11 protein-coding genes are annotated in these 19,193 nt (G+C 75.7%); all 11 read right to left on the bottom strand.

What is annotated here, in order from left to right:
* Positions 1 to 8: 8 nt before the first annotated feature.
* The 11 genes from ACFP3U_RS20890 to ACFP3U_RS20840 all read right to left on the bottom strand — a co-directional run bounded on the left by ACFP3U_RS20890 (position 9) and on the right by ACFP3U_RS20840 (position 19,146).
* On the bottom strand, positions 9 to 1,007 hold the full coding sequence (locus tag ACFP3U_RS20890; RefSeq protein WP_380227114.1) for a TauD/TfdA family dioxygenase: 999 nt from the start codon (positions 1,005 to 1,007) through the stop codon (positions 9 to 11).
* An 8-nt stretch (positions 1,008 to 1,015) separates the two neighbouring features.
* On the bottom strand, positions 1,016 to 1,228 hold the full coding sequence (locus tag ACFP3U_RS20885) for an MbtH family protein (protein ID WP_380227113.1): 213 nt from the start codon (positions 1,226 to 1,228) through the stop codon (positions 1,016 to 1,018).
* A 181-nt stretch (positions 1,229 to 1,409) separates the two neighbouring features.
* A complete protein-coding gene (locus ACFP3U_RS20880; RefSeq protein WP_380227112.1) occupies positions 1,410 to 2,594 on the bottom strand; it encodes a cytochrome P450 in 1,185 nt (394 codons plus the stop codon).
* Positions 2,588 to 3,580, bottom strand: coding sequence for a thioesterase II family protein (locus ACFP3U_RS20875; protein WP_380227111.1), 993 nt, complete (start codon positions 3,578 to 3,580; stop codon positions 2,588 to 2,590). Before ACFP3U_RS20875 ends, ACFP3U_RS20880 begins: the two co-directional genes overlap by 7 nt.
* On the bottom strand, positions 3,577 to 5,412 hold the full coding sequence (locus ACFP3U_RS20870) for a non-ribosomal peptide synthetase (protein WP_380227110.1): 1,836 nt from the start codon (positions 5,410 to 5,412) through the stop codon (positions 3,577 to 3,579). Before ACFP3U_RS20870 ends, ACFP3U_RS20875 begins: the two co-directional genes overlap by 4 nt.
* A 130-nt stretch (positions 5,413 to 5,542) precedes the next feature.
* Positions 5,543 to 10,039 (bottom strand): amino acid adenylation domain-containing protein, encoded by a 4,497-nt coding sequence (locus ACFP3U_RS20865; protein ID WP_380227109.1) that lies wholly within the window; start codon positions 10,037 to 10,039, stop codon positions 5,543 to 5,545.
* A gap of 44 nt (positions 10,040 to 10,083) precedes the next feature.
* Positions 10,084 to 14,832, bottom strand: a complete 4,749-nt coding sequence (locus tag ACFP3U_RS20860) for an amino acid adenylation domain-containing protein (RefSeq protein ID WP_380227108.1) — start codon at positions 14,830 to 14,832, stop codon at positions 10,084 to 10,086.
* 237 nt (positions 14,833 to 15,069) lie between these two features.
* Positions 15,070 to 16,332 carry a glutamate synthase-related protein gene (locus tag ACFP3U_RS20855; protein WP_380227107.1) on the bottom strand — a complete coding sequence of 421 codons (1,263 nt, stop codon included), beginning with the start codon at positions 16,330 to 16,332 and terminating at the stop codon, positions 15,070 to 15,072.
* Positions 16,329 to 17,351, bottom strand: a complete 1,023-nt coding sequence (locus ACFP3U_RS20850) for an asparagine synthetase A (RefSeq protein WP_380227106.1) — start codon at positions 17,349 to 17,351, stop codon at positions 16,329 to 16,331. The genes ACFP3U_RS20855 and ACFP3U_RS20850 overlap by 4 nt, the downstream gene beginning before the upstream one ends.
* The gene (locus tag ACFP3U_RS20845) at positions 17,348 to 18,697 is read right to left on the bottom strand and encodes a methylaspartate mutase (protein ID WP_380227105.1); all 1,350 of its coding nucleotides are present in this window, start codon (positions 18,695 to 18,697) and stop codon (positions 17,348 to 17,350) included. The genes ACFP3U_RS20850 and ACFP3U_RS20845 overlap by 4 nt, the downstream gene beginning before the upstream one ends.
* Positions 18,694 to 19,146 (bottom strand): cobalamin B12-binding domain-containing protein, encoded by a 453-nt coding sequence (locus ACFP3U_RS20840; protein WP_380227133.1) that lies wholly within the window; start codon positions 19,144 to 19,146, stop codon positions 18,694 to 18,696. Before ACFP3U_RS20840 ends, ACFP3U_RS20845 begins: the two co-directional genes overlap by 4 nt.
* Positions 19,147 to 19,193 lie beyond the last annotated feature (47 nt).

The raw sequence follows: 19,193 nt of genomic DNA, 5'->3' as shown, positions 1-19,193 counted from the left end.
GGGCGCCGTCACGCAGGGACGGCGACGGCCGGGAGGACGGACGGCGCGCAGTCGAGGACGTCGACCGGGCGGCCCATCGCGACGGCGATCTTCCGGTCGCCGCGGTACGGGTCGCGGCCGTGCGCGCAGAGCACGTTGTCGACCAGCATCACGTCGCCGACCTGCCAGGCCTCCCGCACGGTGGCGGCCTCGTAGGCGGCGTTCAGCGCCTCGACGTCCTCCCGGGTGACCGGCTCGCCGTCGCCGAAGCCGGTGTTGAACGGCAGGCCGTCGGGGCCGAACTCCTCGACCATGGCCTCCCGGATGTCCGGGTCCAGCGACCACTCGTTCCAGAAGGCCAGGTGGTTGAACCAGACCTCCTCGCCGGTGTGCGGGTGGCGGATGGTGGCCGGCCGCAGCTGGGTGGTGCGCAGGTTGCCGTCCGCCAGCCACTCCCAGGTGATGCCGTTCTCCCGGCAGTACCGCTCGACCTCGGCGCGCTCCTCGGTGGCGAAGGCGGTCCGCCAGGGCAGCGAGACGTACTCGGAGTAGCTGCGGTCGAGCGTCCAGCCGGAGCTCCGGCCGCGCTCGGCCAGGTGGGCCGGCAGCCCGGCGAGGACCTTGCGGACGTCCGCCGTCGGGGTGGCGCCGCCCTCCTCCGGGGCGACCAGGCAGGCGAACAGCAGCCGGCCGGGGAAGGTCAGGGTGTAGCTGTTCTCGTTGTGCATCCGGATCGGCAGGGCGGCCGCCAGGTCGGTCGACGAGAACACGCCGTTGCCGAAGTCGCTGCGCGGGGTGGCCTTCTCCCGGTACGGGGTGGGTTCGGGGATCAGCACGTCGCGGACGGCGGCGACGTCCTCGGTGGCCGCGACCGGCAGCCCGCGCAGGAAGATCGTGCCGTGCTCGTGCAGGGCGGCGGTCAGCTCGGCCTCGTGCTCGCGGAGCCAGGCGCAGCCCTCGGCGAGGTCGGCGACGGCCGGGACGCGGGCGAGGGCCGGACGGCCGGGGTTCAGCTCCCAGGTGACCATGGCGGCGCTCACCGGCGGTCGAGGCCGGCGACCAGCGAGGCCGGGCGGATGTCGGTCCAGTTGGCCTCGATCCACTCCAGGCACTCCTGGCGGGGCGCCTCGCCGTGGGCGGTGGTCCAGCCGGCCGGCACGTCGATCCAGACCGGCCAGAGCGAGTGCTGGTTCTCGTCGTTGACCAGGACCAGGTAGCCGGCGTTGTCGTCCTCGAACGGGTTGCTCACGGTGCTCTCCTCGGTGGGTGGTGGCGCGGTGCGGTGTGATTCGAAGGTAGGGGCGGGGCCGGCCCGGAAGCGGCACAAGGCCCGGCAGGTGAGCGGCAGTTCCAGGACTGCCGTCCTCCTGCGCGGGCCTTGGGTCGCGCGGCGGGTGGAGCGGGGGTGGTCGGCTCGGTCTCGACGCAGGTCAGCGCGGGGTCAGGCGGACCGGGAAGCGGTCCAGGCCGAAGTTGATGATCGAGCGGTTGTACTCCACCGGACCGGCCGGTTCGATCGTCGCCGCCTTCTCCAGCGCCGCCGAGAACAGCGCGCTCAGCTCGGCCTTCGCCAGCGGTGCGCCGATGCAGTAGTGGGCGCCCAGGCCCAGCGCCAGGTGCTTGTTGGGCGAGCGGTCGAGCCGGATCTCCTCCGGGGCCTCGAAGGCCTCCGGGTCCCGGTTCGCCGACCAGACCCAGACCGCGACCCGGTCGCCGCGCCGGATCTGCCGCCCGGCCAGCTCGATGTCCCGGGTGGCGGTGCGCAGGGTGTGCAGCCCGACCGAGGTCCAGCGCAGCAACTCGTCGACGGCGGAGTCCATGTCCACCTCGCCGCGCTGCAGGGCCCGCCAGAGGTCCGGCCGCTGGACGAGGGTGTGCAGCCCCATCGCGGCGGTGTGGCGGACCGTCTGGACGCCGCCCACCACGATGTTGTCCAGGTTGAGCACGACGTCCTCGACCGGCATCAGCCGCCCGTTGACCTTGTAGGTGGCCATCATCGAGATGAGGTCGTCGCGCGGGTCGGTGCGCCGCAGCATCACCTGGTGCATCAGGTAGGGGATCAACTGCTGGTGCCCGGCCCGGCGTTCCTCCGGGGTGGCGCCCAGGAAGGCCACGTCGCAGACCCGGACCATCATGTCGCGGTCCTGCTCCGGGACGTCCAGCAGGTCGCACATGACGGCCAGCGGCAGCGCGGAGACCACGTCGACGAGGTCGGCCTCGCCCTGCTCGACGGCCCGGTCGAAGAGCTCGCCGGCCCGCTCGGCGATCGAGCGTGAGGCGCCGCGCACCCCGCCCTTGGAGAAGAACGGGTTGGCGGGCGCCCGCAGTTCGCGGTGGCGGGGCGGGTCGGTGAGGGCCATCATCCGGCCCGAGCCGACCGGCACGTTCCCGACGCCGGCCCCCAGCAGCGAGCCGGACTCGGAGCTGAACACGGCCGCGTTGCGCAGCACGTCGGCCGACTCCTGGTACGTCATCACCGACCAGATCGGGCCGTCGTCGAGGCTTTCGGTGCGGTGGACGGGCGCCTCGCGGCGCAGTTCGGCGACCAGGGCCGGGGTCTCCGGGCGGGCCCACAGGGCGGGGTCGGTCAGGTCGACGGAGGTGGTGGTCACCATGACGGCTGCTCCTCGGAGGCGGTGGCGGTGGCGGTGCCAGTGGCGGAGGCGGTGGCGGTACCGGCGGTGGGGTCGGCCGCCGCGCGGCCGGTCAGCAGGGAGGTCAGGAGGTCGACCGGGCCGGGCCGGTCGACGGTGGCGAGCAGGTGCCCGCCGGGCAGCACCCGGTGGCCGAAGGCACCCCGGGTGTGGGCGGCCCAGCCGGTGAGGTCGGTGGTGGCGAGCATCGGATCGTCCGCGCCGGCCAGCGCGTACAGCGCCGAGGCCAGCGGCGGGTGCGGCCGGTGGCGGTAGGTGGCGCTGACCGCGAGGTCGGTGCGGATGCCGCCGAGGGCGAGCTCCACCAGTTCGGGATCGGCCCGGACCAGCTCCTCCAGGCCGGTCAGGCGGAGGAGTTCGGCCGCGTCGAGGTCCTTGGACTCGCGTTCGGCCCACTCGGCCGGGCTGGGCGCGCCGGCCACCACCACCAGCTCGGGGCGGCGGTCGGCGGGCAGCGCCCGGGCCACCTCGTAGGCGAGCAGGGCGCCGAAGCTCTGGCCGTAGAAGACGGCCCGGCGGCCGGGGCCCAGGTGCGGGGCGATCGCCTCGGCGACGTCGGCCGTCAGGGCGGCGAAGTCGGCGGGCATCGGCTCCCGGCTGCGGCCGCCGCGGGCCGGCGGGCGCAGCGCCCAGACCTCGGCGGCGGGCGCGATGGCCCGGGCCAGCGGGGTGAAGGCGGTGGCGTCGCCGCCGGCGTGCGGGAAGCAGAACAGCCGGACGGGAGGGGAGGGTTGGGGCGCGGGGAGGAGGAACCAGTCGCCCTCGGTGCGCGGCCGGGTGGCCGGGACGGCGCGGGCGGGAGCGGGGGCGGGAGCGGCTGGGGGAAGGCTGCGGGCGGGCGGCGCGGTGGCCTCCGGACGCGGGCGGGGGGTGATCGGCGGCCGGGAGACCGCGGTCACCGGCGGGCGGGCGGCGGGCCCGGTGATGGCGTCGGTGATCGGGCTCATCGGACGGCCGCCCGGCGAGCGGTGAGGGCCGGGCGGGCGGCGGCCGGACCGGCCTCGGCGGCGCGCCGCACGGCCCCGGTGAAGGCCGCCAGGTCGGCGGCGTCGAGCAGGTGCCGCAGCTGGAGTTCGACGTTCAGCTTGCGGCGCAGCAGGTGGACGACGCGCAGCGCGGCGAGCGAGTGGCCGCCGAGCGAGAGGAAGTCGTCGCTGGGCAGCACCTCGGGGACGCCGAGCACGGTGCGCCACACCTCGGCGACCTGCTCCGCCACTCCCCCGCCGGTGGCCTCCGGCGCCACCTCGGCCGCCGGCGCCGGCAGGGCGCGGTGGTCGACCTTGCCGTTCGGGGTGAGCGGCAGCGCGTCCAGGACGGTCACCGTGGCGGGCACCAGGTGCGCGGGCAGGGTGCGGCGCAGCTCGGCCAGCAGCTCGGCGGGGGCGACGGCCGGGCCGGTGACGTAGGCGGCCAGGCGGGTGTCCCCGGGAGCGGGCTCGTGCACGGTCACCGCGGCGGCCGTGACGCCCGCCGAGGCCGCCAGCGCGTGCTCGACCTCGCCGAGTTCGATCCGGAAGCCGCGCAGCTTGACCTGGCGGTCGACCCGGCCGACGTACTCCAGCAGGCCCTCGGCGGAGCGGCGCGCCTGGTCGCCGGTGCGGTACATCCGGGCGCCGGGCGCGGTCGCGAACGGGTCGGCGACGAAGCGGCCGGCGGTCGGCCCCGGCTGCCCGGCGTAGCCGTGCGCGAGGCCCGGCCCGGCCAGGTACAGCTCGCCGACCGCGCCGGGCGCGGTGACCGGCACGAGCCGCTCGTCCAGCAGGTGGACGCGCACCCCGGGCAGCGGCTCGCCCAGGTGCGGGCCGGGGCCGGTGATCCGGGCGGTGATCGCGTCGACCGTGCACTCGGTCGGCCCGTACAGGTTGAAGGCCTCGACGCCGCCGTCGGCCAGCTCGCGCCAGGTGCGCTCCGGGACGGGCTCGCCGCCCATGAACAGCCGCGGGACGGCCGCGCCGGTCAGCTGCTCGCCGGTCAGCTGCCGGCCGGTCAGCTGCTCGCGGAGCAGCTGCCAGTGGGACGGCGTCAGGTCGAGGTCGGTGACGGCGTGCTCGGCGAGCAGCGCGGCCAGCCGGGCCGGGTCGGCGCGCCGGGCGTCGTCGACGAGCACCAGGGTGTCGCCCCGGCAGATCCGGATCCACTGCTGGACGGAGGCGTCGAAGGAGACGCTGGCGTTCCAGGCGACCACAGACGGCTCCGGCCGGTAGGCGCCGGCCCGCTCCAGACCGGCCGCGAGGTCGGCGACGGCGCCGTGCGGCACCTCGACGCCCTTGGGGCGGCCGGTGGAGCCGGAGGTGTAGATGACGTAGGCGGAGTCCAGCGGGTGCGGGGCGAAGGCGTCGGCGTCCGTGTGCTCGGACGCGGCATCGGGGCGGAGCACCGGGACGCCGGCCGGGACGGGCGGGGCCGGCTCGGCGCTGACCACGCCGGCGAGGCGGGCGTCGGCGGCCATGAAGGCGATCCGCTCGGCCGGGTAGGCGGGGTCGAGCGGGACGTAGGCGGCGCCGGCCCGCCAGACGGCGAGCAGGGCGACCGGCAGGTCCAGGGTGCGGGCGAGGTGGACGCCGACCCGGTCGCCGCGTCGCACGCCCCGGGCCCGGAGGGCGGCGGCGAGGGCGGCGGTGCGGCGGTCCAGGGCGGCGAAGTCGAGGCTGCCGTCGACGGCGTGCACGGCGGGCCGCTCGGGGTGGGCGGCGACGGCGGCGCGGAGCCGGGCGAGCAGGTCGGCGGGGGTGGTGGCGGTGTCAGCGGTGTCGGTGGCCGGCTCGGCGAAGGTGGTCATGGCGGAGTACTCCTCGGTGAGGTCGGGCGGGGTGGTGGTGCGGTGGTGCGAAGTCGTGGAGGCGCGGGGTCGGGAGGCATGGGGTGGGGCCGGGCACCGGACGGCTGCCCGCGGTCGGGTGCCCGCCCCGTCAGACCTCGCCGGCCAGCCGGCCCAGGGCCGCCGCGTAGGTGTCGATGAACTCCTCCGCCGTGGCGTCGTCCACCAGCGCCCGCTGGTGGTCCACGGCGAGCAGCACCCGCTGCGAGGCCGGGTCCTGGATCAGGGAGGCGCCGAAGGTGAAGCTGTTGGGCTCGTGCCGGTAGGTGGGTTCGCTGCCGATCCGGCCGTCCTCGATGCGGGCCGCGCTGAGCCGGCCCAGGGCGTGGAAGCGCAGGTAGCCGAACTGGCTGTCGAGCGCGGTGTCGGCCATCATCCGGGCCAGCCGGGCGAACGGCACCCGGCGGTGCGGCATCATGTCGAGCTCCTCGCGGTGCACGTGCCGCACCAGCGCCGCCAGGTCCTCCCCCGGTTCGGCGACCAGCGGGACGGTGTTGAGGAAGAGCCCGTAGACCTCGGTGCCGCCGAGCCGTTCGAGCCGGCCGTTCATCGCCAGACCGGTGGTCACCCGCCGCCGCCCGGTGATCCGGGCGAGGGCGTACAGGTGGGCGGCGAGCGCGACGGACTTGACCGGGACGGCGAGCGCGTCGGCGACGGCCCGCAGCTGCTCCGGCGCGTCCGGGAGCACCCGCTCCACGGTGCGCGGCAGCTCGTGGACGTCCTCGCTGCCCGGCCAGAGCTGTGCGGTGGCGCCGTCGAGCCGCCGGTGCCAGTAGGCGAGCGCCTCCTGATCGATCGTGGCGGCGCGTTCCACGGCCACGAAGTCGCGGAAGGCGGTGCGCGGCGGCGGGGCGGGCGCGGAGGCCGGGTCGGCGGCGAGCACGCTGTGCCGTTCGAGGATCTCGGTGAGCAGCGAGGTGAAGCTCCAGCCGTCCAGGATGGCGTGGTGCTCGGAGACGGTGAGCTGGAAGGCCCGGTCGGCGAGCCGCTGCACGGTGATCCGGAACAGCGGGGGCGCGGCGAGGTCGAACGGCCGGTCGCGGTGGTGCTCGAAGACGGCCCGGACCTCCGGGTCCTGCTCGGCCTCCGGCCGGCCGCGCAGGTCGGCGAACTCGACGGGGGCGGGCAGCGCGCCGTGCACCAGCTGGAGCGGTTCGCCGTAGCCGGAGAGGTCGAGGCCGGTGCGCAGTACGGCGTGGCGGGCCATCGCCTCGTCGACGGAGCGGCGGAACGCCGTCTCGTCGAGGTCTCCGGTGATCCGGTAGGAGTTGACGTTGTGGTAGCTGTCGGTGCCGCCGGCGACCTCCATGTGGAAGACCATCGACAGCTGCATGGAGACCATCGGGTAGGCGTCGACGATCCCTGGCGGCAGCTCCGCCCGGTCCTCCTCGTCGATCAGCGCGAACGGCCGGTCGGCGCCGGGGTCGGCCTCGACGGGCCGGGCGAGCGGCAGCAGGGCGGCGACGGTGGGCGCGTTGAAGACGTCCCGCAGGGAGACCTGCCAGCCCCGGTCGTGCAGCGCACCGGCCAGCTGGACGGCCCGGATGGAGTCGCCGCCGAGGTGGAAGAAGTCGTCGTGGACGCCGATCCCGGGCACCCCGAGCACGTCCGTCCAGACGGCGGCGAACAGCTCCTCCTCCGGGGTGCGGGCCTCGACGTGGCGGCCGGCCCAGGCGGGTGCGGCCTGGCCGGGGGCGGGCAGCGCGGCCCGGTCGACCTTGCCGTTGACGGTGAGCGGCAGCGCGTCCAGCAGGGTGACGCTCGCCGGGACCATGTACGCGGGCAGTGAGCGGCCCAGGAAGTCGCGGACGTCCGCCGGGTCCCGGCCGGTGACGTACGCGGCGAGCCGGTCCTCGTGGACGGTCACCACGCAGGAGTCGACGTCCGGGTGCGCGGCGAGGGCGTTCTCGATCTCGCCGAGTTCGATCCGGAAGCCGCGCAGCTTGACCTGGAAGTCGGCGCGGCCGACGTACTCCAGGCCGCCGTCCGGCAGCCGCCTGGCGACGTCGCCGGTGCGGTAGAGGCGGGCGCCGGGCGGGCCGGCCGGGTCGGCGACGAAGCGTCCTGCGGTGAGTCCGGGGCGCCCCCAGTAGCCGTGGGCGAGGCTGCCGCCCCCGATGTACAGCTCGCCGGGCACGCCGGGCGGGCAGGGCCGCAGCCAGTCGTCCAGGACGGCGGCGGTCAGGTGCGGCATCGGCTCGCCGATCAGGCTGCGTTCGAAACCGGCGCCGCCCTCGGCCACGTCGTGGACGGTGACGTGCACGGTGGTCTCGGTGATGCCGTACAGGTTGCAGAGCCGGGCGGGCGGCAGCGGGTCGAGCTCGTGCCAGCGCTGGACGACGCCCGGGTCGAGCGCCTCGCCGCCGAGCATGATCCACCGCAGGGCGGGGAGGGCGCGCGGGCGGCGGCGCAGGGCCGGTTCGAGCTGGCGCAGCGCGGACGGGGTGAGGCAGAGGTGGGTGACCCGCTCGGTGTCCAGGAGTTCGGCGAACTCCTCGGGCGAGCGGCTGGTCAGGTAGGGCACGACGAGCAGCCGGGCGCCGTGCAGCAGCGCGCCCCAGAGCTCCCAGACCGTCCAGTCGAAGGCGTAGCTGTGGAAGAGCGTCCAGGTGGTGTCCGGGCCGAAGCCGAAGTGCTCGCGGCCGGAGTCCAGCAGCCGGCTGACGTGCTCGTGGGCGACGGCGACGCCCTTGGGGCGGCCGGTGGAGCCGGAGGTGAAGATGAGGTAGGCGAGGTCGCCGGGGCGGCCGACGGCGGGCGGGCGGGTGTCGGGGTGGGCGGCGATCTCGGCGGCTCCGGCGGCGCCGGCGGTCAGGTCGAGGGTCTGCCAGGGGCCGTCGGGAGCCCGGTCGGGGCGGTCGGTGAGGACGGCGCTCACCGCGGTGTCCCCGAAGACCAAGGCGGCCCGGTCGGCGGGGGCGACGAGGTCGACCGGCACGTAGGCGGCGCCGGCCTTGAGGACGGCGAGGATCGCGACCGGTACGGCGGCGGTGCGTTCCAGCAGCAGGCCGACCCGGTCGCCGGGGCGGACGCCACGGGCGATCAGCGTGTGCGCCAGGCGGTTGGCGCGGCGGTCGAGTTCGGCGTAGTCGAGGCGCTCCCGCGCGTCGTCGACGGCCGGGCGGTCGCCGTGCGCGTCGGCGGCCCGTTCGAAGAGGTGGTGCAGGCAGTGGCCGGGGTCGAGCCGGGCCTCGCCCCGGGGTCGGTCGGCGGCGGTGAGCCCGAGCACGGTGGCGTCCGGGTCGGTGAGGGCGGCGTCCAGCAGGGCCGCGTAGTCGGCGGCGAGGCGGCGGACGGTGGCGGGGTCGAAGAGGTCGCCGCTGTACTCGGCCTCGCCGCGCAGCTCGGCGTCGTCGTCGGCGTCGGGGCCGTCGCCCGCTGGTTCGAAGACGGACCAGGTGAGGTCGAACTTGCTGGTGCCGTTGGCCCGGACGGTGCGCCGGGCGGTGGCCGGGCCGAGGGCGAGCGGGGCGCGGTCCTCGGTGTGGGCGCCGAACACCACCTGGACCAGCGGCGGGTGCTGCGGGGTGCGGGCGGTGCCGAGGTGGTCGACCAGCTGGTCGAAGGGCAGGTCGAGGTAGCCGAAGGCGTCGAAGGCGCCGTCCTGGATGTCGGCGAGCAGCTCGCGGAAGCCCGCGCCGGGGGCGAGCCTGACGCGCAGCGGCAGCAGGTTGACGAAGTAGCCCAGCAGGTCGGCGAGTTCGGGGCGGTTGCGGGTGGTTACCGGGGCGCCGATCAGCAGGTCGTCGGCGCCGGTCCAGCGGTTCAGCAGCAGCGCGAAGGCGGCGAGTTGGACGGTGAACGGGGTGACGCCCTCCTGTTCGGCGAGCGTCCGGACCCGGGCGGCGGTGCCGGGCACGAAGTCGAAGTGCTCGGTGGCGCCGCGCTCGCCGCGCTCCGCCGGCCGGGGGCGGTCGCCGGGCAGGTCGAGCAGGGCGGGGGCGCCGTCGAGGCGGTCCTTCCAGTAGGCCAGGTGCTCCTCGTAGGAGGTGTGCCGCTCCTCCTCGGCCCAGTCGGCGTACCGGGTGCCGAGGGCCGGCAGGTCGGCGCGCCGCCCCTCGGTGAACGCCCGGTAGTGGGCGGCGAGTTCGCGTTCGAAGAGGTCGGCCGACCAGCCGTCCCAGATGATGTGGTGGACGACGAACAGCAGGGTGGTGTGCTCGTCCGCGAGCCGGACCGCCTCGGCGCGCAGCAGCGGGCCGGCCGCGAGGTCGAAGGGTTCGGCGGAGCGCTCGGCGATCAACTCCTCGACGCGGGCCTCGCGTTCACCCTCCGGCAGGGCGCGCAGGTCGGTGACGGCGAGCGGCACGGTGAGCCCGGGGTGGACGTGCTGGCGGGGGCCGTCGGGGTGCAGGGCGAAGGTGGTGCGCAGCGCCTCGTGCCGGGCGGTGACGGCGTCCAGGGCCCGGGCCAGCAGGCCGAGGTCGAGCGGGCCGGTGATCTGGTACGTCCACGGGGTGGTGTAGGTGACGGTGCCCGGGTTCAGGTGGTCGAGGAACCAGAGTCCGCGCTGGAGGCCCGAGGCGGGCGCGGTGCGGGCGGCTTCAGCGGTGCGGGCGGCTTCGGTGCCGGTGTCGGACGGGCGCACGGCCTCGTTCCCTTCGGTGCGAGCGGTGTCGGGGCGGCCCGTCATCACGAGGCCAGCCGTTCGGCGATGGCGCCCACGGTGCGGCCGCGGAACACCACGTGCGGCGGGACGCGGGTGCCGGTCTCCTGCGAGAGCCGCATGGCGACCCGCACGGCGGCCAGCGAATTGCCGCCGATCCGGAAGAAGTCGGTGTCCGGCCCGAGGTCGTCCGGCAGGTCCAGCACGGCCCGGACGGCGTCGGCGACCAGCCGCTGGTGCGGGGTGAGCGGGTCGGCCGGGGCGGCGGCGCGGCGCTCGGCGGGGGCGGGCAGGGCCTTGCGGTCGACCTTGCCGTTGGGGTTGAGCGGCAGCGCGTCCAGCACGTCGACGGTCGCGGGCACCATGTGCTCGGGCAGCAGCCCGGCCAGGTGGTCCAGCAGCGCCTCCGGGGCGGTGGCCGCCGCCCCGGCGTCGAGGGTGACGTAGGCGGCGAGCCGGTGGTCGCCCGGGGCGGGCTGGTGGACGGCGACGGCGACCTCCCGGACGGCGGGGTGGCGGGTCAGCGCGTCCTCGATCTCGCCGGGCTCGACCCGGAAGCCGCGGACCTTGATCTGGTCGTCGATCCGGCCGGTGATCTCCAGCAGCCCGTCCGGGCGCCGGTGGCCGAGGTCGCCGGTGCGGTAGAACCGCTCGCCGGGGGCACCGAACGGGGCCGCGACGAAGCGTTCGGCGGTCAGCCCGGGGCGGCCCAGGTAGCCGAGGGCGAGGCCGCCGCCGGCCGCGTACAGCTCGCCGGTGGTGCCGTCCGGGACGGGTTCGAGCCGCTCGTCCAGGACGTGGATCGCCTTGCCGTGCAGCGGGCGGCCGATCGGGATGGCGGCGCCGGCGGCGTCCTCGGGGGTGGCGCGGTGGCAGGTGGTCAGGCCGAGGCTCTCGACCGGGCCGTAGCCGTTGGCGACGACCAGGCCCGGGTACTGGTCGAGCGCCTTGCCGACGTGGGTGACCGAGGCCCGCTCGCCGGCCGTGAAGGCCACCTTGAGGTCGTCGTAGGTCTCCGGGAACTCCTCCAGTAGGAAGTTGAACAGGCTCGCGGAGAGCTGGAGTTGGGTGACGCCGTGGCGCCGGGTGAGCTCGGCGACGGCCTGCGGGTCGGGCCGCTGGCCGGGCTGGAGCACGCACACGCCGCCGAACGCCAGCGCGCCGTACAGCTCCAGGGCGAAGGCGTCCCAGGAGACCGGGGAGCACTGCAACCAGACCTCGTCGGGGCCGAAGCGGGCGTAGTCCTGGCCCAGGTAGGTGGTGGTGAGCGCGCGGTGCGGCACGGCGACGCCCTTGGGGCGGCCGGTGGAGCCGGAGGTGAACATCACGCAGGCGAGGTCGGCGCCGGTGACCGGCACGCCCGGGTCGTGGCCGGGGCGGGCGGCGATCGCGGCGGCCTGCGCGTCCAGGTCGAGGTGCCGGCCGACCGGGAACGGCGGGCTCGCGCGCCGGTGGGTGACCAGCAGCAGGGCGGCGCTGTCGGCGACCGCGCCGGCCAACCGCTCGGCCGGGAAGTCCGGGTCGAGCAGGGTGTAGGCGGCGCCGGTCTTGAGCGCGGCGAGCAGCGCGACCACCAGGTCCGGGCCGCGTTCGACCAGGACGGCCACGGTGTCGCCGCGGCCGATGCCGGTGTCGGCCAGGTGGTGGGCGAGCCGGTTGGCCCGGGTGTTCAGCTCGCCGTAGGAGAGCCGCCGCTCGCCGGAGACCAGGGCGAGGGCCTGCGGCGCACCGGCCGCCCGGGCCTCGACCAGGGCGTGCACGGGCGTCTCGACGGCGGTGGCGAGGGTGCCCAGCCAGGCCTCGCACAGCTCGGCCATGGTGGCGGCGTCGAACAGGTCGGAGTCGTACTCGAAGCGGCCGGTGAAGTCGGTGCCCCGGTCGTCGACGGAGATCGACAGGTCGAAGCGGGAGACCGGGTTGGAGTACAGCTCACGGGTCACCTCGATGCCGCCGACGGTCAGCGGGCGGGAGTCCAGCGGGTGCAGCTCCAGCAGCACCTGGCAGAGCGGGTTGCGGTTCTCGGCGCGGTCGTCCGGGCGGTCCTCCAGGACGGTCGCCGCGATGTCGTCGAACGGCGCCTCCTGGTGGCGGTAGCCGGCGATCGCCACCTCGCGGACGTGCCGGACCAGCTCGCGGAAGTCCATGGACTCGTCGAGCCGGACGCGCAGCGGCAGCAGGTTGACGAAGTAGCCGACCAGGGCGTCGAGTTCGGCCCGGCCGCGGACGCTCACCGGGGAGCCGAGCACCAGGTCCCGCTGTCCGGTGCGGCGGTGCAGGGTGAGCGCCAGGCCGGCCAGCAGCACCATGAACGGGGTGGCGTCCTCGCTGCGGGCCAGCGCGCGGACCGCCTCGGCGACCGGGCGCGGCATGGCGAAGCGGTGGAAGTCGCCACGGAACTCCGGGACTTCGGGCCGGGGGTGGTCGGTGGGCAGCGCCGGCTCGGTCGGCGCGTCGGCCAGGTGCTCCCGCCAGTGGGCGAGTTGGCGTTCGGCGGTGGCGCTGTCCCGGTACTGCCAGGCGCTGTGGTCGGCGTACTGGACGGCCAGCTCGGGCAGGCCGGCCGGGCGGCCGGTGGCCAACCCCCCGTACAGGGCGGCGAGTTCGCCCTCCAGCACGGGCAGCGAGCCCTCGTCCCAGACGATGTGGTGGCAGAGCAGCAGCAGGGTGGCGGTGTCGCCGGTGCGGTAGAGGTGGGCGCGCAGCAGCGGTCCGGTCTCCAGGTCGAAGGGGACCAGCGCGGCCTCGGCGATCAGCCCGTCCACCCGCTCGGCCGCGGTGTCGGTGACGGTGAACGGCACCTCCACGGCGGGGTGGATCAGCTGCCGGGGGCCGTCCTCGGCCAGTTCGAAGGTGGTGCGCAGCGCCTCGTGCCGGGCCACCACGCCCGCCAGCGCCCGGTGCAGCAGCTCCGGGTCGGGCCGGCCGGCGAAGCGGAACACCCAGGGCACCAGGTAGGTCGGCGCGCCGGGGTTCATCTGGTCGAGGACCCAGAGCCCGCGCTGGTACGTGGAGAGCGGCGCCGAGGTGGCGCCGGCGCGGGTCAGCGGCGGGCGCTCACCGGCCGCGGAGGCGGTGACGGCGGCGGAGGCGGTCACGGCGGCGGCGAACCCGGCGAGGGTCGGCGCGTCGAAGATGGCGTACGGCGAGATCATGCCGAAGGTGTCGAAGACCCGGCCGACGACGCGCACGGCGGTCAGCGAATCGCCGCCCAGGTGGAAGAAGTTGTCCTCGGCGCCGACCTCGGGCACGCCCAGTACGTCCGCCCAGACGGCGGCGATCAGCTGTTCGGCGGGGGTGCGCAGCGGGCGGCCGGCGGGGGCGGCGGCGGGCTCGGCCTGCGGCTCGGGCAGGGCGGCGCGGTCGACCTTGCCGCCGGCGGTCAGCGGGAAGGCCGCCAGGGCGGTGACGGTGGCCGGGACCATGTGCTCGGGCAGCCGCCCGGCCAGGTGGGCGCGCAGCTCGGCCCCGTCGGGGGCCCGGTCGGGCGCCGGTCCGGTGACGTAGGCGGCGAGCCGGCCCTCGTGGGCGAGGACCACGGCACCGGCCACGGCCGGGTGGGCGGCCAGCAGTTGCTCGATCTCGCCGGGTTCGACCCGGAAGCCCCGGATCTTCACCTGGTGGTCGGCGCGGCCGACGAACTCCAGCGGGGCGTCCGGGGCCGCGCGCCGGACGACGTCGCCGGTGCGGTACATCCGGGCGCCCGGCTCGGGCGCGAACGGGTCGGCGACGAACCGGCCGGCGGTCTGGCCGGGGCGGCCGTGGTAACCGGAGGCGAGCAGCGGCCCGCCGAGGTAGAGCTCGCCGGACTCGCCGGACACGGTGACCGGCCGCAGCCGGTCGTCCAGGACGTAGGCGTGGCGTTCGCCGAGCGGGGCGCCGATCGGGACGGCGCCCGACCCGCCCTCCGGGGGGCCGGCCAGCCGGTGGGTGGTGGCGGTGACGACCGTCTCGGTCGGGCCGTAGGCGTTGAGCAGCGGGACGCCGGTGGCGGCCCACCAGGAGGCGGCGGCGTCCGGGTGCAGGCGGTCGCTGCCGGAGATCATCAGCCGCAGGGTGCGGGGGGCACGGTCGCGGCCCCGGTCTCGCACGGCCGGTACGACCTCCTGGAAGTAGCCGGCGGGCAGGTTGGCGACCGTGACGCCCTCGGTGTCCAGCAGGTCCAGCAGGGCGTCCGGGGCGAGCAGTTGCCGCTCGGGGACGACCAGGCAGGCGCCGACGGACAGCGCGGTGAGCACCTGCTCGACGGCGACGTCGACGGTGGGGCGGGCGAGGTGCAGCACCACGTCGTCTTCGGTGAGGCCGAAGCGGTCGACGGCGGCGGCGAGGTGGCCGGTCAGCGCGGCGAGCGGCACGTGCACGCCCTTGGGGCGGCCGGTGGTGCCGGAGGTGTAGAGGAGGTAGCCGGCGGTGGCGGGCGGTTCGGCGTCCTGGCCGGCCCCGGCCGGGTCGAGGTCACCGGTCAGTTCGCCGTCGGTGAGGTCGAGGGTGGCGCCGGCGTCCTCGCGGATCCAGCGGTTGCGCTCCTCCGGGGCCTCCCGGTCCAGCGGCAGGTAGGTGGCACCGGCGCGGAGCGCGGCGAGCAGGCCGACCAGGTGGTCGAGCCGGTCGCGGCCGGTGACGGCCACCGTACGGCCGGGGGCGATCCGGGCGGCGAGGGCGCCGCTCAGCTCGTCCAGCTCCCGGTAGCGGACGGTCCGCTCGCCGAGCCGGACGGCCGGGCGCTCCGAGAACCGGCGCGCGACGGATATGAAGGGGAAACCGCGAGATTCCATCATCCAACCCCGATGAATTAACGACGCTGCGGGCAGTGGTCTCGACGATAGGGGCGCCTTCCGGGGCCGATCGGCAGAACTCCCGGAAGATCATCGGCAGTTTCAACTGCCGCTCACGGTCAGTGAGTTGACGAGAAGACGAGCGGCCCGCCGGGCGCACGGGGGCGCCACGGCGGGCTCGAATGAATTCGCTCTGCGATTATCGGCGAGGTGGGGGAACGAGTGCGGGGGAATACGTGCCTACGGGAAATCCGGGGACCACACGTCCGCGCCGTCCAGCGCGGCCGGCGTGTACTTCCCGAGCGCGCTGATCAGCAGCCGCAGTTCCAGCGCGAGGCACTCGGCGAACCGGACCAGCCCGGCCTCCGGGTCCTCGGCGGCGGCCAGCAGCGCCGCCCGGCCCAGACCGACCGCGCGGGCGCCCAGCGCCAGGTTCTTGACCGCCCGGCCGCCCTCCCACATCCGCCCCGAGACCAGCAGGCAGGGCGGCGGCCCGGCGGCGGCCAGCCGGCGCAGGCACTCGGCCAGCGGCAGGCCGACCTGGGCCGGGAAGACGCCCGGCGCCCAGCCGGTGCCGCCCTCGGCGCCGTCGACGGTGACGGCGTCCGCCCCCGCTTCGGCGGCCACCCGGGCGGCCTCGGCGACGTCCCGGCCGGGGTGCAGCTTCACCCAGATCCGGGCCCGCGGGAAGTTGTTGCGCATCAGCCGGACCTGCTGGCGCAGGATCTCGGCCGTGAAGGTGCCGGGGGTACTGGCGCGCAGCACCCGGCCGTCCGTCCCGAACACCGGGTCGATGCCGTAGCGGTCGCCGAGCCGCGCGGCGTCCGCGGCGTCCAGCACGGTCATCCCGCCGAGCCCCGGCTTGGCGCCCTGCCCGACCTTCAACTCGAAGGCCAGCCGCCCGGATTCGAGCAGCGGGAGGGCCGCCGGGTCGCTGTAGACGAGGTTCCACACCTCGGCGTCGGCGTCCTCGGTGGACTGCTGGACGGCCACCCCGCCCAGCCCGTCCGGGAGTTGTTCGGCGTAGGCGCGCAGCCGGCCGAGCAGGGCCCGGTCGGCGGCCTCGCCGAGCCGGCCGTAGCCGTTCACCGGGACGACGTTCTCGCCGATCACCATCGGCAGGCCGAGCGCGCCGGCCTGTCGGCTCAGCGCCAGGCCGATGTCGCCGCCGGCCGCCCGGGTGGAGCCGGTCGCGGACACGTACACCGGCAGGGCGGAGCTGAACCCGCCGATCTCCGTGGCGAGTTCGACGTCCCGGTAGTCCGGCTCGCGGCCCAGGTCGATCAGCCGGGCGAGGCGCTGCGGCACGAACACCGGCGGCACGATCCGCAGGGCGTCGAGCGCGTCCCGGGCGTCCGGCGCCCCGTGGTCGGGGTACGGCCGCTCGGCCCCGAACAGCACCTGCCCGTACGCGCCGGGCGGCGGGAAGGCCGCCGCCGTCCCGGCCCGGGCCCGGTGGCGGACCTCCTCCTCGGGGAAGCCCGGTGCGGAGAGATCGCTCACGGCGACACCACCCCCGCCAGCTTCGGGAAGGCGCTGGCCTGCCAGACCGCGTCCAGCCCGGCGACGTAGCGGGTCAGCCGCTCGACGCCGATGCCGAAGCCGGCGCTGCCGGGCACGCCCTCGCGGACCAGGTCCAGGTACCAGCGGTACTTCTGCGGGTTCTCGCCGGTCTCGCGCATCCGGGTGATGATCTCGGCGTAGTCGTTGGTGCGCTGGCTGCCGCTGCACAGCTCGCCGTAGCCCTCGGCCGCGATGAGGTCGAAGTTCCGCAGCAGGCCCGGGTCCTCGGGGTTCTCGCGGTCGTAGAAGCCGCGCGAGCCCTTGGGGTAGTCGGTGACGAAGAACGGCCGGTCGCGCCGCGCGGAGAGCAGGGCCTCGCCGGCCCAGTCGAGTTCGGCGTCCGGGCTCTGCGGGTGGCCGAGGCCCTGGAGCTCGGCGACCGCCTCGGCGTGCCGCATCCGACCGAAGGAGCCCTTCAGCAGTTCAGCGAACGCCTCGGTGTCGCGGCCGAGTTCGGCGAACTCCTTGGGCAGCTCGCGGACGGTGCTGCCGACCATGTGCGCGACCAGCTCCTCGACCAGCCGCACGGCGTCGTCCCGGGTGGCGCCGGCCACCTCCACGTCGAGCTGGTGGAACTCGGCCAGGTGGCGGTTGGTGCCGGCGGTCTCCAGCGGCTCCAGCCGGACGTTCGGCGCGATGCAGAAGATCTTGTCGAAGGCCAGCAGCGAGGCCTGCTTGTAGAGGATCGCGCTGGTCATCAGCTTGTAGCGGTGGCCGTAGAAGTCGATGTCGACCTGCTTGGAGCCGCGCGAACCCGGGTCGGTGACCGGGCCGATGATCGGCGGCAGCAGCTCGGTGAAGCCCCGGGCGCGCAGGAACTCCCGGGCGGAGAAGAGCAGTTGGTGCTGGATCCGGAGCGCGGCGCGGGTGGTCGCGGAGGTCAGGTGGCGGCCGGGATCGGGGAGGGTCGCGGCGGCGGTCGTAGTGGCGGTCGCGGTGGTGGGCCCGTCGGTGGTCATGGCGTGGTGAGTCCCAACTCTCGTGGTGCGGCGGGTGTTCGGTCGAGGTCCGGGGTTTCGGCGGCGCGGCTGTCGTAGCTCCACTGGACGTGGGAGAGCGCGCCGAGGAGGTCGGCGGAGCCGAGGATCGGCGGGCGCGGGCCGCCGGACAGGCCGGCGATCGGCATCGAGCCGACGTTCGACCAGTGCAGCCGCCCGTCCGGCCCGAGCGAGCTGCGGGCCCGGCCGGCGTTGTCGGGGTGCAGGCAGTACGGCACGTCCAGGTAGCCGGCCGCGAAGGCGCGGACCAGCGCCCGGCCGATGTCCGTGTCCAGCTCCAGCACCGCGCCGATCAGCGCCCGGGCCTCCGCCTCGATCCCGGTGTCGGGGACGGCGCCGAGCGGCGGGCGGACGCGCTCCGCGGCGGCGGCCACGGCGGCCGTCTCCAGCGCGCGGACGTTCTCGCCGACGGTCGGGATCCGGTGCGCCTCGGCCGTCGTCTTCACGATCAGCCGGGCCGCGCCGGTCCGCACCGCCAGCCGGGCCGCGTCCTCCAGCAGCAGGGTGGCGCCGCCGGGGGTGCGCGGGAAGACGCCCATGTAGGCGTAGAGGACGAGGTGCCGGTCGACGTCGGGCAGCAGCTCGTCGGCGAGCCGGCCGAGGACGGTGAGCGCCTCCTCGTCCTGCCCCGGGTCGGGCTGCTGGGCGTAGCTGAGCGAGATGCTGCGCAGCCCGTGCTGCCGGAAGAACAGCGCCTCCAGGACGCTCACCGCGATCAGCAGGCTCGGCGGGCAGAGCTGCCCCATCAGACAGCCGCCGAAGGTCTCCAGATGCGGCTCGGCACCGAACTCGCGCAGCGAGGCGAGGAGTTCGCAGCTGCGCCGCCAGCAGGCCACCGCCTCGCGCAGCGGGGTGCGGCTGTACGGCAGGCAGTAGGAGACCGGGCCGCCCTCGGTGGCGTCCAGGCCGACCGCGAGCAGCGCCCGGACGATGTGCTCGGGCATCGGCGAACCGTGCCGGACCTGCACCGGGAAGCGCGCGTCCGCGACCCCGCGCAGCACCGCCCGGGTGACGTCCGCCGGGTGGCTGGCGATCGGGTAGCCGTTGAGGCCGACGCCCTCGGTGAGGGCGCTGCGGGCGGCGGCGAGGTCGCCGGTGCGGGTATAGCTGTCCAGGGTGATGGTGCCGACCGTGACGGCGTCCGCGTCCCGGGTGGCGAGCAGGCCGTCGCGCATCCGCAGCGGGTCGGCCATGCCCATCCGGGGCTGGACCACCAGGGTCCCGGCGGCCCGGGCGCGGGCGACGAAGGCGCCGAAGCCGGTCGCGGCCGGGGCGGCGCCGCGCGCGGCGGCGGTGAGGCCGTTCACAGCAGCACGCCGGAGGCGGCGGACGCGGGGAGTGCCCGGCCGGCGGTGGCGGGCAGCACCCGGCCGCCGGTCGCGGGCAGGGCGCCGACGAAGGAGCGGAAGTCGGCGACCGAGCGGCCCTCCTCGAAGACCCCGTCGTAGCCGGCCGCGAGCAGCGACCGCTGCCGGTCCGGGTCGCCGGAGCCGGCGATGCCGAGCTTGCCGCCGATCACCGTCGGGGTGCGGGCCAGCTCGGGGCAGGCGCGCAGCGCGCCGATCACCCGCAGGCCGTCGTGGTAGCCGTGCCCGTTGACGCTGCTCAGCACGATGAGGTCCGGCTCGATCCGGCGGCATTCGGAGACCAGCAGCTCGTCCGGCACGCAGGCACCCAGGTTGGTGACCCGGTGGCCGAGCTCCTCCAGCAGCAGTTGCAGGAAGACCAGGTTCCAGGTGTGCGAGTCCGAGGCCATGGTCGTCACGACGACGTCCAGACCGGCCGGTTCGGCCTTTCCGCGCT

Origin of the sequence: Kitasatospora misakiensis (genome assembly GCF_042656005.1) — a bacterium.
Taxonomy (GTDB): Bacteria; Actinomycetota; Actinomycetes; order Streptomycetales; family Streptomycetaceae; genus Kitasatospora; species Kitasatospora misakiensis.
Note: the sequence above shows the minus strand (reverse complement) of the source record. Positions and strands in the feature narration are given on the sequence as shown.

Excerpts from the sequence above, each read along its gene's own strand:
- ACFP3U_RS20890 (WP_380227114.1), bottom strand. The coding sequence starts at position 1,007 with ATGGTCACCTGGGAGCTGAACCCCGGCCGTCCGGCCCTCGCCCGCGTC.
- ACFP3U_RS20880 (WP_380227112.1), bottom strand. The coding sequence starts at position 2,594 with ATGGTGACCACCACCTCCGTCGACCTGACCGACCCCGCCCTGTGGGCC.
- ACFP3U_RS20875 (WP_380227111.1), bottom strand. The coding sequence starts at position 3,580 with ATGAGCCCGATCACCGACGCCATCACCGGGCCCGCCGCCCGCCCGCCG.
- ACFP3U_RS20870 (WP_380227110.1), bottom strand. The coding sequence starts at position 5,412 with ATGACCACCTTCGCCGAGCCGGCCACCGACACCGCTGACACCGCCACC.
- ACFP3U_RS20860 (WP_380227108.1), bottom strand. The coding sequence starts at position 14,832 with ATGATGGAATCTCGCGGTTTCCCCTTCATATCCGTCGCGCGCCGGTTC.
- ACFP3U_RS20850 (WP_380227106.1), bottom strand. The coding sequence starts at position 17,351 with ATGACCACCGACGGGCCCACCACCGCGACCGCCACTACGACCGCCGCC.
- ACFP3U_RS20840 (WP_380227133.1), bottom strand. The coding sequence starts at position 19,146 with ATGGCCTCGGACTCGCACACCTGGAACCTGGTCTTCCTGCAACTGCTG.